14 protein-coding genes are annotated in these 13076 nt (G+C 64.3%); 8 read left to right on the top strand and 6 right to left on the bottom strand.

Features of this window, described 5'->3' with window-relative positions; all coding sequences use genetic code 11:
• Positions 1 to 288: 288 nt before the first annotated feature.
• Complete coding sequence (locus B5F40_RS13570) at positions 289 to 918, bottom strand: TetR/AcrR family transcriptional regulator (protein WP_087194814.1); 630 nt, start codon at positions 916 to 918, stop codon at positions 289 to 291.
• 169 nt (positions 919 to 1087) lie between these two features.
• Between B5F40_RS13570 and B5F40_RS16845 the strand changes: the two genes are divergently transcribed.
• Both B5F40_RS16845 and B5F40_RS13565 read left to right on the top strand, forming a co-directional pair.
• Positions 1088 to 1219 carry a hypothetical protein gene (locus B5F40_RS16845; RefSeq protein WP_255396426.1) on the top strand — a complete coding sequence of 44 codons (132 nt, stop codon included), beginning with the start codon at positions 1088 to 1090 and terminating at the stop codon, positions 1217 to 1219.
• Positions 1201 to 2802, top strand: a complete 1602-nt coding sequence (locus B5F40_RS13565) for an MFS transporter (RefSeq protein ID WP_162610990.1) — start codon at positions 1201 to 1203, stop codon at positions 2800 to 2802. Before B5F40_RS16845 ends, B5F40_RS13565 begins: the two co-directional genes overlap by 19 nt.
• A gap of 206 nt (positions 2803 to 3008) precedes the next feature.
• Here the strand turns inward: B5F40_RS13565 and B5F40_RS13560 are convergent, their stop codons facing one another.
• The gene (locus B5F40_RS13560; RefSeq protein WP_087194812.1) at positions 3009 to 3329 is read right to left on the bottom strand and encodes a hypothetical protein; all 321 of its coding nucleotides are present in this window, start codon (positions 3327 to 3329) and stop codon (positions 3009 to 3011) included.
• A gap of 679 nt (positions 3330 to 4008) precedes the next feature.
• Entirely contained in the window at positions 4009 to 4326 is a 318-nt protein-coding gene (locus B5F40_RS13555) for a proline racemase family protein (protein ID WP_239443067.1), read from the bottom strand.
• Between the two features lie 176 nt (positions 4327 to 4502).
• Here B5F40_RS13555 and B5F40_RS13550 point away from each other — a divergent pair, with 176 nt between their 5' ends.
• The 3 genes from B5F40_RS13550 (at position 4503) to B5F40_RS13540 (ending at position 6266) form a co-directional block, all read left to right on the top strand.
• Positions 4503 to 4940 carry a LytTR family DNA-binding domain-containing protein gene (locus B5F40_RS13550; RefSeq protein WP_015538653.1) on the top strand — a complete coding sequence of 146 codons (438 nt, stop codon included), beginning with the start codon at positions 4503 to 4505 and terminating at the stop codon, positions 4938 to 4940.
• A gap of 54 nt (positions 4941 to 4994) precedes the next feature.
• On the top strand, positions 4995 to 5429 hold the full coding sequence (locus B5F40_RS13545) for a hypothetical protein (RefSeq protein WP_087194811.1): 435 nt from the start codon (positions 4995 to 4997) through the stop codon (positions 5427 to 5429).
• 324 nt (positions 5430 to 5753) lie between these two features.
• On the top strand, positions 5754 to 6266 hold the full coding sequence (locus tag B5F40_RS13540; protein WP_087194810.1) for a hypothetical protein: 513 nt from the start codon (positions 5754 to 5756) through the stop codon (positions 6264 to 6266).
• Here the strand turns inward: B5F40_RS13540 and B5F40_RS13535 are convergent.
• Complete coding sequence (locus tag B5F40_RS13535) at positions 6178 to 6648, bottom strand: pyridoxamine 5'-phosphate oxidase family protein (protein WP_239443071.1); 471 nt, start codon at positions 6646 to 6648, stop codon at positions 6178 to 6180. The two genes, B5F40_RS13540 and B5F40_RS13535, sit on opposite strands and share 89 nt — an antisense overlap.
• Positions 6648 to 7088, bottom strand: coding sequence for a DUF3788 domain-containing protein (locus B5F40_RS13530; protein ID WP_087194809.1), 441 nt, complete (start codon positions 7086 to 7088; stop codon positions 6648 to 6650). The genes B5F40_RS13535 and B5F40_RS13530 overlap by 1 nt, the downstream gene beginning before the upstream one ends.
• A gap of 442 nt (positions 7089 to 7530) precedes the next feature.
• Between B5F40_RS13530 and B5F40_RS13525 the strand changes: the two genes are divergently transcribed.
• Both B5F40_RS13525 and B5F40_RS13520 read left to right on the top strand, forming a co-directional pair.
• The gene (locus B5F40_RS13525; protein WP_087194808.1) at positions 7531 to 8310 is read left to right on the top strand and encodes an SDR family oxidoreductase; all 780 of its coding nucleotides are present in this window, start codon (positions 7531 to 7533) and stop codon (positions 8308 to 8310) included.
• A gap of 9 nt (positions 8311 to 8319) precedes the next feature.
• Positions 8320 to 8667, top strand: coding sequence for a hypothetical protein (locus B5F40_RS13520; protein WP_087194807.1), 348 nt, complete (start codon positions 8320 to 8322; stop codon positions 8665 to 8667).
• Between the two features lie 139 nt (positions 8668 to 8806).
• Here the strand turns inward: B5F40_RS13520 and B5F40_RS13515 are convergent, their stop codons facing one another.
• The gene (locus tag B5F40_RS13515; RefSeq protein WP_204217427.1) at positions 8807 to 10621 is read right to left on the bottom strand and encodes an amidohydrolase; all 1815 of its coding nucleotides are present in this window, start codon (positions 10619 to 10621) and stop codon (positions 8807 to 8809) included.
• Between the two features lie 217 nt (positions 10622 to 10838).
• Between B5F40_RS13515 and B5F40_RS13510 the strand changes: the two genes are divergently transcribed.
• Positions 10839 to 11771: a helix-turn-helix transcriptional regulator gene (locus tag B5F40_RS13510; RefSeq protein ID WP_162610989.1), complete on the top strand. Its 933-nt coding sequence runs from the start codon at positions 10839 to 10841 to the stop codon at positions 11769 to 11771.
• The last annotated feature ends 1305 nt before the right edge of the window (positions 11772 to 13076 follow it).

The raw sequence follows: 13076 nt of genomic DNA, 5'->3' as shown, positions 1-13076 counted from the left end.
GTCCTCCTTTATGTCGCAAACCATGCGGAGAAGGGACAACCAAGGAGGCAGGTTACTGACGGCGCGCCCGAAGCCCCCCCCCCCGGCACTTGCGCACGGAGCAGAGCGGCGCGCCGCGCCCCGACTACCCGACGGGGCCGTGTTTTCATCTCCAAGTCGCATGATAGCGCGAAACGAACGAAACGAAAAGCGCCTCGCCCGCCATCCTGCGCGTTTCCCGCCCGAAGCCCCGAGCACCCCCACGCGAGAAATCCGGGCACGGGGGCATCGCGCGCAACGGCGCGACCGTCAGCCAGCCCGCCCGCCCTTCCGATCGTCAGCGCAGACGGAACCTTCCAAGATGAGCGCAACGGCCTCCCGGACGGTTTCCCGGTCGTAAGGGACGCCCATGAAGCACGAGTTGATGACGGCCCCTTCCATGAAGGCGAACAATATCTTCGCACGCACGGCATCCACATAGGGCTCGCACCGTTCGAGAAACGATTCGAAGCTCTCCTTCGCGATGCTCCTCACCTCGGGGTCTTCGATGGCACCGGCGTACAGCGCGGCATCGGCGTTCACGCGCTCCAAGTTCGACAGGTACTCGGTGATCGCATCCGCAAGCACGTCGCTGCCATGGCTTCTCTGCGCCACCACCAGGAAAACCTCGTCGTACTCCCGCTCGATGCGCCTTGCGAGCTCGGCCAATCCCGCATGTCTCAGCTCGTCGATGCTCTTGAAGTACTGCGTGGTCGACCCCAGTGGCACGCCGGCGCGTTCGGCCACCTTCCTATGGGTTATCCTGCCGCTGCCCATGCGAGAAATGAGGTCGGCCGCCGCATCGACGATCTTCTGCTTCCGAGCAGCGGGGTTTCGTGGCGAGCGTTTCCGCGCGCCCCCGTCGTCAACGGCGGCGGAACGCCGCTTTTCCGTTTCCATATGCGCTCCTTTCGCATGCCCTCCCGAAGGCTTCTGCGCAAAAACCGCGGGGAACCTTCGCACGTTGGAAAAACGCCATAAATGTACACTTGTCCATTATAGGTCATGATGCTATGCTTATTAGTGTACTTTTGTACATTAACAAGCAGCAAGCAGGAAAGGAGAGCACGTGAACGTCAAAACAGGAAGGAGCGGCTGCGCCGCGCCGCCCGCGCTCGCCAACCTTCCCGGCCGAGCAAACGCGCACGCCCAGCACGCGCTCGAAGAGCAGAAAGGCCTCTCATGGACAACGCTATCGTGATCGAGCCTCGAACGATCCCCAAAGCCCGCCTTTGGACGGCGCTCGCCGCCATCTTGCTCGGGCAGTTCGTCGTGGCCATCGACCTAACCGTCTTGAACATCGCGCTTCCCGAGATAACCCGCGAGCTGAATCCCGCATCCGATCAGCTTCTCTGGATCGTCGATGTGTACTCGCTCGTGCTCGCGGGCCTTCTCATCGCCACCAGCTCACTTTCCGACAGGCTGGGGCGAAAGAAAACCCTATTGACGGGCTTTCTCATCTTCGGCATCGGATCGGTCCTCGTCATGCCCGTCGATGCGCCCGAGCAGATCATCGCGATCAGGGCCTTCCTCGGCATCGGCGGCGCGATGATCATGCCGGTGACCATATCGATGATCCGCAGCATCTTCACCAACCCGAAAGAGCGCACCGTGGCGGTTGCCGCCTGGTCGGCCGTGAGCGCCATCGGCATGGCGGCAGGCCCGCTCATCGGAGGATTCCTCCTGGAGCATTTCAGCTGGCACTCGGCGTTCCTCGTGAACGTTCCCCTGGTGGGCGCCGCCTTCGTGTTGGGCGCTTTCACCTTGCCGGAAGTGCGCCTCAAGAACCCGGGGCGCTTCGATCTGCCAGGTTCGGTCCTCGCCCTCGCGGGCATGGTGGCGCTTCTGTGGGGCGTCAAGCACTTGGCCGCCGAACTCGCGCTCGACACGGCGGGTGCGGCGGCGCTCGCAGCGGGCATCGTCCTCCTTGCGCTGTTCGCGCTGCGATGCCTGAAATCGAGCAACCCCCTCGTCGATTTGTCGCTGTTCAAAAGCACGGCGTTCTCGGCGGGCGTCATGGCCACCATGGCCTGCACCTTCGCCCTCGCCGTTTTGCTGTACATGCTCGCCCAATGGCTGCAGCTGGTCAACGGCGACGGAACGCTGGAATCGGGCATGCACCTCATCCCCATGTCGGTCGCCACATTGGTCTCGAGCCTCGGCGCGGCCTCGCTCGCCATGCGCTTCCCGGCGCGCCACGTGGTGGCCGCCGGCCTTGCCATCGCGGCGGCGGCGATGATCATGCTGTTCTTCTTCCGAGACGACCTCTCGCTCGCCCCCGTCATCGCATCCACCTGCCTCGTGGGGCTCGGAACGGGTTCGCTGGCCATCGGCGCCTCGCTCATCATGGCGGAAACCCCCGTCGAAAAGGCATCCAGCGCCGGCAGCCTCCAAGAGATATCCTACGACCTGGGCAACGTCTTGGGCGTCGCCATCCTCGGAAGCCTCGCATCCGTCATCTACCGCTCCGAGCTGAGCGTGGAGGCCCTGCGAGCCATGGGGCTCGATGGCCAAACGATCGACGCGGCCCAGCAGTCGTTCGCCGCGACGGCCGAGATCGCCACCGGCTACGGGCTGCCCGAACTGCTCGGCCACGGAATCGACGCGTTCAACGATTCGCTGGTTATCACGTGCTTGATCGGCGGCATCATCATCTTGGCAGCGGCGGTCGCCGTATGGAAGCTTGTCCCGGCGAGGCTGAAGGTGACCGAAAGCGAAGGAGCAGAGCCGGCAGAGGCGCCCCACCCCTCTTCGTCGCCCAAATCGGCAGAGCCTGCGACGTAGGCGGCCCTCGGCGCGGCAGCCGGGCTCTTCAGATGCCCGCCGGGCATCCCGCCTCGGCATCCTGAACGCCCGCCGCCAAACGCCCACCGCCCCTCTCCGGCAAAAAGCCCGGAGCGCGAGCGCTCCGGGCTCTGACCTTTCGCGAAAAGCCATTTCGCCTTGACTGGACAACCGCTCCACACCCGCGCCAGCCCGCTCCGCGACGTCTACATCATGCTCACCCCGGCAGAGCAAGCCGAAATGACCAAAGCGAGCAAGATGAAGTCGATGAACGATATGATCGTGCCCGCGATGGCAAGCCCGCGCGGCTGCTTCCTCAATCCGACAAGCGAAAGAATGGCTCCCAATATCCATATGATCCATCCGAGGACGGGAACCCACGACACGAAAAGGGCTATGAGCGCAAGGACAAACCCGCCGATGCCCAAACCGTTTCCGTCCTTCCGCTCCTGAATCACATTGACAACCGTAGCACCAGCTTGCTGAGCAGCTGCCGACTGCTTGCTTTGATCTTGTTGCTCGACCATGACTCACCCTTTCTTACCGAACGAAACCTGAGACAGAATACCCCCCCCGGCACACTTTTGTCAAGCACGCGTCATATGGCGCACTCGTGCGGAGCCTGCAGCGCACTCCGCGCGCGAAAAATCCAAGCGCTGCAACATCGCGCGCAACTGCGCACTGCATCCGGTCAGCGGCCCGCACGCCACATCCGCTCGCGCCCTTCCCCCACACTCGCATGACATGAAAAACGCCCAGAATTGACACGAATCGCGTTTAATGCATAGATTTCGCCTTGAAAATAGGCTCTTAGGAAGAGCACGGTTGGAAAACCCCAGGTCGCGATAAATCGAGAAGGAGAAAAGCGCCTCGAACCCATGCACAAGGCGCGATCTGTGCCAACTTGCGGCGATGCCTACGCCAAACCGCCGTCGACATAGCATCGGGCGATCCGCCACGAGCCCCCTTCCGACACACGACCCCCTTCGTACGACGGGAGGTCTTGCGAAGCACCCGGCCCCAAGGACCTGAGCCCAAGATCAAGCGAGGGCGGGCTCGCGTCAACGGCGGTTTGACAGAAACGGCGGCCTCGCGCCGCAAAGGGCAGGCTTCGAAGCGGCTGACGTAATCCCGTGCACCCCACCCCATACCCTTGCCCTCCGACGGCATCGCCTCTGACGCATCGCATACAACCATCCTGCTCGATCATCCGGACAGCGTCCCGCGCATGTTGAGGTAGCCGCCCGTGTCCATGAACAGCACGCCCACGTCGGCCCGCGGGTCAACCGGCCGGCACAGGAACGCGCCGAACATGTCGTGGTGGCCGCGCGGCTCCAGCATGAGGGCCCGCCGCAGGTCGTCGGCGTGCCGCTCCATCCGGCGGCGCTTCTCGATCATCGTGGAACCCGCAGGCTCCGGGAAGCCTCCCACGGCCACCCGGCAGGGCTCCCCGGCCGCATGCACGTCCACCACCTTCACGGCCGCCTCGAACCGGCCCAGATCCACGCTCGCCTCAACGTCCATGCGCCCTCCCGTTCGCCTGCCTCGCCTTGCCTTCCGAGCATGCCACACGGGCGTCCGTGCAACTTGCGCAGCACCGCATGCAACTGGGTCCCGACAGCCTTGCGCGAGCCCCGCGCGGTCGGGCATACTGGCGGCGTTGGCCAACCACCGCAACCTGACGACGGAAGGCGCGCACCATGAACGTGACCATCACCGAGAACCCAGCGCTCGACGACATCGAGGTGTCCGTCGCGTGCCCGCGCATCGACGAGCGCGTGCAGCGCATCGTGTCCGCACTCGGGGCCTTCGACCGCGCGCTTGTCGGCGAGCGCGACGGGGCGACGTACCGGCTCGACGTCGACGACGTCTGCTATGCCGAGACCGTGGACGGCAAGACGTTCCTCTACACGGCCGATGCCGTGTACCAGACGCCGCTCAAGCTCTACGAGCTGGAGGAGCGGCTGGCAGGCACCGAGTTCGTGCGCGCATCGAAGCAGATGCTCGTGAACTTCGACCACGTCGCGTCCATCCGGCCCGCCCTGAACGCGCGCCTGCAGCTCATGCTGGACAACGGCGAGGCCGTCATCGTGTCGCGCCAATACGCGCCCGTCATCAAGCGGAAGCTCGGGCTCTAACCGCCGTATGAGACGTCAATCCCGTCCCCGAGTCTCGTTTCGAAGGAGTTCGCCATGAAGAAGATCATCGCCCAGGCCGCCTCTGTTGCATGCGTCATGTTCACCATCGTCATGCTGTGGTTCACGGGCATGGGCTACCTGTTCGCCGGGCCGAGCTACGGGCTCAACCTCACCGTGAGCGTGTTCGGTGCCGCCCTCGGGATGGCGGCGTTGCAGGCGCTCTGGTTCACCGGCGCCGTGTTCAGGAAGCTCGCCTACCCGGCGCGCATCGCGGGCTTCGGCGCCTGCGGCCTGCCCGTGCTGGCACTCTGCGCGTGGGCGGGCCCGTGGTTCCCGCTCGACGATCCCGGCGTCTGGGCGGCCTTCGCCCTCGTGTACCTGTTCATCCTCGCGGGCGTCACGGCAGGCTACACCGTCTACTTCAAGAAGACCGCCGGCGGCTACGAACAGGCCCTCGCCCGCTACCGCGAAAAGAACCGCCGCCAATAACAACCTGCTCCAGGTCGAGCGTAGGGGACCGTATCGGACGCCCCAAAAACGAGGACCATGGCTGAAGCCCCCCCCCGCAAGACAAACGCACCGCGTTTGCCGCCGCCTGCAACACGATCCCGTTCGATGGCATGGGCAAAGCCCTTGCTCCACGTCCAGCCAAGGTGGGGCGGCAAGGCTGGGCCTCGACACGGACCCGCAGGCGATTCCGCTCGACAGCAAGCGCAGAGCGCTCGCCCTGCGCCCAATCGACAGTCGACCGCGAGCAGCCCGCACATTTCGGCAAATCCCGATGTTGTCACGTCCCGAAGAAAGGCGCAACCCATGAAAGAGAAGCTCGCATTCGGCACGAAGGTCACGGTCGCGCACGTCCTCACCTACATCCTGTGTGGGATGCTGGCCATGACCCTGTTCGACTACCAGAGCACGGTGGAGTCCATCGGCATGCGTCCCTTGGACGACCCCATCGTCGGGTTGGCCCCCGTGTTCCAAATCGCGCGCGGCGCGCTGTTCGCCCTCGTGCTCTGGCTCATCCGCCCTGCGTTCATGGAACGCAAGCACGGCTGGCTCGTCGTGTGGGCGGTCGTAGCCATCGTCGGCATCTTCAACACGCCGGCCACCTCGCCCGGCTCCATCGAGGCGCTCATCTACCTCGAGCCCACGGGCGAGCCGCTCAACACGAGCATCGGGGGAACGCTCGAGATACTCGCGCAGACGCTCCTGTTCAGCGTGGCCGCCACCTGGTGGGTCAAGCGGCCCGCGCGTCACGCCTCCGGTGCGCCCGGCTCCTCGCCAGCCGGCCCCGGCACGGCGAAGTCCTCCGACCCGAAGTTCTGATAGTAGCGCCCCGCATCGGCCGTAAAGCGCAGCACGCAGCAGTCGGATCGGTCACGCCCAGCGGATAGCACGTCGTGTCGCCGTCCTGCCAGATGAGCTCCTTCGCCCACGCGTCCTCGAGCACCTCCATCGTGCCCTTGGGCATGACGTCCCGGAAGAACCGCCGGTCCATGAAGTAGAGGCACGCCTGCGGGTGTGCGCGGTAGCGCCGCACCCGCATCGACGAGGTGTTCGTGGTGAAGTAGAACGTGCGGATGCCCTCGCGGCGACGCGGCGGAAGCATCGCCTTGATCTCGGGGAAGCCCTCTTCGTCAACCGAGCCGACGAACGATGCGTTCTGATGGTCGATGAGGTTGCCGATGGTCTGCTCGGGGTCGCGCATCACGAGCGGCCCCCTTTCGGCGCGGCGCGCAGCATCATGAGCGCCTCGGCGTCGCGCAGGATGGCCTCGCTCGTCACCTCGATCATGAGCCAGCGGCCCATGCTGCTGTCGGCCGAGCGCTCGTACAGCGCGCGCACGTAAGGGTCGCACGCGGGCAGCAGCGCCTCGGCCTCGGCCTTCTCCTTCGAGCCCACCGACACCATGCAGATGAAGAAGCCGTCGCGGGGATACACCGTGCAGAGCGCGCGCCCGCGCGCCTTGTACTTCACGTTCCAGCCGGGAGCCCCGCCGCAACGGCTGTACTCGATGCGCGGCTGGGCGCCGTACGTCTCGTCGACGAACGCGGTGAGCGCATCCCACAGGGGGTTGGCGATGTGGGCGGCGATATCCTCCATCGACGGTTCGCGGTCTACGGGGAACAGCTCGTGCCAGGCAACCATGGGCATCCTCCAAACGTCAGGGGTCGGTTAGAGGCAGTTTAGCATCGGCTTAAAGCCATGATCCAACGATGAGGAACTTATATTCCCCATGTCGCCCAACGCGCAGACGCAGGCTCCCTTCGATTCCCGACCCGGCCGATTCGCAAGCCCGAGGAGGCGACCAGCCCCCAACAGGCAGCCGTCTCCGCAGACTACGAGCCCTCCCCTTCCGCTCGCAACGCCCGACAGCCAATCGGCTGCCCGCCGCTCACGCCCCCGAAGAGCCCTCCGCCCTGCAGCTGTTGCCCCTCCAACGCCCCTCATGCCGTGGATGACGCCTCGGCTACCGTTGACCTCGACGTTGGAGAGACGTTTCGGAGCATGGTATATCATGCTCTTTATAATAGTAATGCGTATCGATAAGGGCTGCACCGCGCGCGGCCCCGCATGAAAGGAAGGACGCATGGGCATCTACGTCATCACCGGCGCATCGAGCGGCATCGGCGCGAAGACGGCCGAGATCCTGCGCGAACGAGGCCACGAGGTGGTCAACATCGACCTCAAGGACGGCGACATCGAGGCGAACCTGGCCACGAAGGAGGGCCGCGCCGGCGCCATCGCCGAGCTGCACGAACGCTATCCCGAGGGCATCGACGCCATGATCTGCAACGCGGGCGTGTCGGGCGGCAGGGTGCCCATATCGCTCATCATCTCCCTCAACTACTTCGGCGCCACCGAGATGGCCCGCGGCGTGTTTGACCTGTTGGAAAAGCGAGGCGGCAGCTGCACGGTCACCTCGTCGAACTCCATCGCGCAGGGCGCGGCACGCATGGACGTGGCGGGCATGCTGAACAATCAGGCCGACGAGGACCGCATCCTCGAATTGGTGAAGGACGTCGATCCGGCGATCGGCCACGTGTACTACGCCTCCACGAAGTACGCGCTCGCCCGCTGGGTGCGTCGCATGAGCCCCGAGTGGGGATCGCGCGGCGTGCGCCTCAACGCGGTCGCGCCCGGCAACGTACGCACGGCCATGACCGCGAACATGTTGCCTGAGCAGCGGGCGGCCATGGAGGCCATCCCCGTGCCGACCCACTTTGGCGAGGAGCCGCTCATGGATCCCATCGAGATAGCGAACGCCATGGCGTTCATCGCCAGCCCCGAGGCCAGCGGCGTCAACGGCGTGGTGCTGTTCGTGGACGGCGGCACCGACGCCCTGCTCAATTCCGAGAAAGTTTACTAGGAGGCAGCCATGGTCATCAACGATTTCGTCGCGGCGATGCAGAACAAGGACCACAAAGCCCTTGCCGCATGCTTCACCGAAGACTGCCGTCTCGTGGACTACTGCCCCTCCATGGTGAAGCGCCAGAACACGTTCCTGTACGGACGTAACGCCATCGAGATGTCGTTCCACAACAAGTTCATGTTCGGCGGTTTCGCGATGCGCGATCCGCGGATCGCGAACGAGCGCACGGTGAACTTCTACGCCGACTACAACGGCACCGTCATCCATGCCCTCGCGCAGATCGAGAACTGCAACGATGGCGTGTGCAGCCTGGACGACAGCCTCATCAAGGAGCTGGTGATCCGCCCGGCCTAGCGAAAGCGCGCTTGGCTCGACGTGCTCGAACATGCCGAGCCAAGCGCAGCCCAACGCCGCGCGGAGGCGAACTCGCAAGGCGGACGCTCGCGGACGGCCCGTCCAAAACCGCAAGGCAAGCCGTCCGCGAACCTTCGAGTCACCCTTCGTAAACGATGCGACCGTCGGACACGGTGTAAAGCACCTTGGAATCCGATATCTTCTCCGGATCAACCTCGAGGATGTTCTGATCGAGCACTACGAGATCGGCGCGCTTGCCCACCTCGACGGTTCCCACGATATCCTCCATGAAATTCTGGTAGGCGACGTTTTTCGTGTACGCCTCGAGCATCTGATAGGCGCTCAAGCCCTGCTCCGGCCACCGATGCATGTCGGTGGCCTCTTCTTCCGCATACGGACTGTTGCGCGTCACGCCCGTCTCGATCTCATCGAGCGACACGTACGCGGTGACCGGCGCGTCGGAAGCGCCCGATATGAGGACGCCCGCATCGCGCATCCTCTTCGTGGGGTACATCGCCAAAGCGCGCTCTTCGCCAATGTAGGCTTTTTCCAGCTCGTAGAGGGAATCTCCGTACATCCAAAGAAACTGCATCGCGCCGATCACATCCATATCGGCCATGCGCGCGATGTCGTCGTCGGCGATGGCGCACACATGCGTCATGGTGTGGCGCGCGTCACGCTTCCCGTTGGCAGCCTGCGCCTTTTCGTAAGCGTCGAGGGTTCCGCGCACCGCTCCGTCGCCGATAGCGTGCACGTGCACTTGGATGCCTTCGGCGTCGAAATCGCTCACCATCGCGTCGAACTGATCGACAGGCCAGATGGGCTCGCCTCGCCAATCGTCGCCAAGGCCCGACTCGGGCAGATAGGGCTCCAGCATGACGGCCGTGCCGCTCTCGGTGACGCCGTCGTAGAAAATCTTCACCGTCTGGGTGGTCACCATGTCAGAATCGTAGCGTGCGCTGTCCTTTATGGCGGCGAGCACCTCGTCGTAGGAGTACAGCGGGTCCATCGTGGTGACGACGCGCATGCGCAGCTTCAGACGCCCTTCCTCGTCGAGACGATGGTACAGCTCGTTGATGTCGAGGCCCCCGCGCGTGACGTTGGTGATGCCCGTGATGCCGTAGGAGTTCGCCTCCTCCATGAACTTCTCCATGGCTTCTTCCATCTGCTCGAACGTCACGACCGACGGAACGGCCGCGGAAACGAGATCGTACGCCGCATCGGCCACGCATCCCGACGGCTCGCCGTCCTCGCTGCGATAGACGACGCCGCCCTCGGGGTTCGGCGTGTCGCGCGTGATGCCCGCCATCTCGAGGGCCTTGGAGTTCACCCAGGCGGAATGCCCCGACACGTCGGTGATCACCACCGGCTTGTCAGGGCAGATGGCATCGAGGTCCGCTTTGTTCGGCCCCGGGTTCGAACCGTCGGGACGCTGGTAGGCGTTCAACATAAAAGGACGCCCGAAATACGCGTCCATCTCGGGATGCTCCTCGACGAACTGTCGGATGGCGGCCAGGTACTCGTCGTTAGTCTCCATGCCTTCGAGGTACACGTTGAACAGGCGGTCCAGCCAGGTTCCTGGCGCATGAATGTGGCCGTCCATGAAGCCGGGGGACAGAAACGCGCCGTCGAGGTCGATGACCTTCGTCGTATCGCCCACGAACTCCTCGACACCAGCGTCGTCGCCCACGTACACGATCTCGTTGCCCCTCACGGCAACGGCCTGCGCAACGTCGCCTTCATCCACCATCGTCTGCACATGACCGTTTCGAAACACCATGTCGGCCGGCTGCCCGGAGGACTGCGCAGACGGGCCCTCGCCCGCCGACCCCGCCGCGCATCCGGCAAGGCCCGTCAACGCCCCGAACGCCATAACGGCGGAACCTGCGACGAACGAGCGCCTCGACAGACGCGTGCCGCCACCGCCCACTCCCCGCTCTTTCCATTCGTTCATGCCCACTCCTTTCGTGTTCGACGCCTTCGCGCATCGACAACCCGTTCGGGCTGACGCGCCCACCATAGAGCGCGCACGAGAGAACCGCACAGACGGAAACGGGATTAGAGGCCGGTTTATATTTTTTCTATCCACCGAGCGCCAAGTAAAGGAAAGCGCATCGGCTTCACGAAGCGCCGATCCTTCTATACTAGCGGAGGGGTCGAAAGGGGGACGCATGACGTATCTGCTCTTCTTGTACAACATAGCCATCAGCTTCGCGAGCATGTACCTGTGCCTCACGTACCTTAAGCTTTTTCGCATCGAACGCGAGAAAACGTTTCTTTGCGCGGCGTTTCTGTACCTGCTCTACTTCATCGACATCGTCGTGCTGTACATGGTCGACTTCATCCCGGAATTCGAAGAGACGCTTGCCTGGCTGCAGACCACCGCCCCCTACGTCTATTCTTCGCTCAGCCTCGCCATGCTGCTGTGCTACCGTCTCGTACTTTCGTACGCATTCGATCGACCACGGCCCAGCCGCGAGGTCGCATTTTGGATGTGCTGCCTCATGGCAACGCTCGTCACCTGGTCGATTCCCTCCTTTGCCGTTTCGGTGTTCGCGGAATGGGTCGTTTCGACCATTCTGCGCGTGTGGGTCGCAGCGTCCGGCGTGCGCATGCTGGCGCGCCGCCCCCCGTGCCTGCAGCGCGAGCCCTTCTTGGCGCTCGCGCTGCTGCTTGCGGTGTTCGTCGGCTGCGAGCTGGCCGATTCCTGCATCACGCTGCGCGGCATTGGGGAGGGCGTTTACCCCTTGCGGCGCATCCCTATGGAAGTGCTGGGCATCGCATGCCTTGCGGCAGGATTCCTTTACCTGAAATACCGGCGCATCCTGGAAATGCAGGCGGCCGAAGCCGACCTCATACCCCTCGTCGCGCAGCGCTACGGTCTGACGAGGCGCGAAGAGGATATGCTGCGCATGATGGCCGACGGCATGACCAATCGAGCCATCGGCGAAAAGGAATACATCTCCATCGGTACGGTGAAAACGCACGCCCACAACACGTATCGCAAGCTCGGCATCGCCGGGCGCGCCGACCTTGACGCATTTCTCGATCGCGAACGCAAGCGCATCTCGCATCCAAAGCCCCACGATCCCTTCGGCTTTTGAGCAAAAGCACCGGGGCCCCCCCCCCCCGAACCGCAGCAAGGATGCCGCGCTTGCGCGCGACCGAAAGACGACAAGGCCCGAACGGTCCGCCATATGCCGAAACCGCAGATCGAACGCATACTCAACCGGATGTTTCGCATCGACAGCCCCTCCCAAGCGGCCGCAGATCGCATGCGCGCGACCAAGAGCGGTGCGGGACGGAGCCTTCCAGCAGCCCGCCGGAGCCGCAGTCCGCACGCAACCGAGAACCGGAGAGGAGCCCCTCGCAGAGGCTGCCGCGAATCGCACGCGGAGGTCGAAAGCTCGCCCACGCCGATCGCCAAGCTCGCGACGACGATGCTCCAAGTCGCGCGCATGGGCCATCGGGAGCCATGCGCCAACCCATCGCCAAAAGACCAGGACTTGCCGCGTTTCGCACGAGCGGTCAGAAGCTGTCGGATGCCGACTCGGCAATCCGGGCGATCAACAGCGGTTTCGCACAAGCGCGACCGGAAGCCACCGCCGCCCGCAGGATATCCCAACGCGCTCCTGCGATTTGCGCGCACGAGCGACCGGGAGCCATCCCAGCCGCAAGCACGGCGAGCGTTCACCGTCTCAGAGCCAAGGAATCTCACAGCGCAAAAGGAAAGGAGCTGATCGCGCACTCGCCGGAGGAACTTCGAACGTCGCCTTCACCATGCGGCAAGACGCGCATTAGAGCCGCGCGCCCATCGGCCCGCGTAGACGACGAGCGTTTGCGTGACCATTTGGTAACGTCCTGACAACCACGAAGCCCAGACGAACCAAAACCCGTATGGTATGAGAACGCGCCCTCGGATATAACTCGGATTCGAGGGCGCGTCGCATGCGCATGGCGCCGACTCGAACGCCGTGAGGTCATGCGGAGGATCTGCGCGTCATATGGAAAGCTCTTCGACTCTCAAAGCCGTGCGCCCGGTATCTGCACGACCATGCCCATCCAATGAGCAACTTCGCCTCGAAAACCATCCGACTCCGCGCATCGGGCGGTTTCGCGCGCCCCGCGTTCCGCGCTGCCGACCGAGGACGTCCGGCAGCCCTACGCGCAATGCGCGGGGCAAAGGCGACGCCTCCTGATGTCGGCCCCGACGCCCAACGCGAAGCATCCGCCCCAGATCCGCCGACGCTTCACGCGAGGCGCCGGCCGGGCAGAGAGGCGCCCCGCCGGGAACATGCCCGGGCGGGGCGCTCGGGAGCGCGGGGCGGCCGTTACCTCGTGATGACCGTGCCGGTCTCGCCGCGCAGGCCCGCCGCGGCGCACTCGAGGCTGGTGATGAGCGCCCTGCC

It is taken from the genome of Gordonibacter sp. An230 (assembly GCF_002159915.1).
Lineage (GTDB): Bacteria > Actinomycetota > Coriobacteriia > Coriobacteriales > Eggerthellaceae > Rubneribacter.
The sequence above is the reverse complement of the archived record's forward strand: the minus strand, read 5'-3'. Positions and strand labels throughout refer to the sequence as shown.

Coding starts and splice junctions, on each gene's coding strand:
- B5F40_RS13570 (WP_087194814.1), bottom strand. CDS start 918: ATGGAAACGGAAAAGCGGCGTTCCGCCGCCGTTGACGACGGGGGCGCG.
- B5F40_RS13565 (WP_162610990.1), top strand. CDS start 1,201: ATGGACAACGCTATCGTGATCGAGCCTCGAACGATCCCCAAAGCCCGC.
- B5F40_RS13560 (WP_087194812.1), bottom strand. CDS start 3,329: ATGGTCGAGCAACAAGATCAAAGCAAGCAGTCGGCAGCTGCTCAGCAA.
- B5F40_RS13555 (WP_239443067.1), bottom strand. CDS start 4,326: ATGGACGTTGAGGCGAGCGTGGATCTGGGCCGGTTCGAGGCGGCCGTG.
- B5F40_RS13550 (WP_015538653.1), top strand. CDS start 4,503: ATGAACGTGACCATCACCGAGAACCCAGCGCTCGACGACATCGAGGTG.
- B5F40_RS13545 (WP_087194811.1), top strand. CDS start 4,995: ATGAAGAAGATCATCGCCCAGGCCGCCTCTGTTGCATGCGTCATGTTC.
- B5F40_RS13540 (WP_087194810.1), top strand. CDS start 5,754: ATGAAAGAGAAGCTCGCATTCGGCACGAAGGTCACGGTCGCGCACGTC.
- B5F40_RS13535 (WP_239443071.1), bottom strand. CDS start 6,648: ATGCGCGACCCCGAGCAGACCATCGGCAACCTCATCGACCATCAGAAC.
- B5F40_RS13530 (WP_087194809.1), bottom strand. CDS start 7,088: ATGGTTGCCTGGCACGAGCTGTTCCCCGTAGACCGCGAACCGTCGATG.
- B5F40_RS13525 (WP_087194808.1), top strand. CDS start 7,531: ATGGGCATCTACGTCATCACCGGCGCATCGAGCGGCATCGGCGCGAAG.
- B5F40_RS13520 (WP_087194807.1), top strand. CDS start 8,320: ATGGTCATCAACGATTTCGTCGCGGCGATGCAGAACAAGGACCACAAA.
- B5F40_RS13515 (WP_204217427.1), bottom strand. CDS start 10,621: ATGAACGAATGGAAAGAGCGGGGAGTGGGCGGTGGCGGCACGCGTCTG.
- B5F40_RS13510 (WP_162610989.1), top strand. CDS start 10,839: ATGACGTATCTGCTCTTCTTGTACAACATAGCCATCAGCTTCGCGAGC.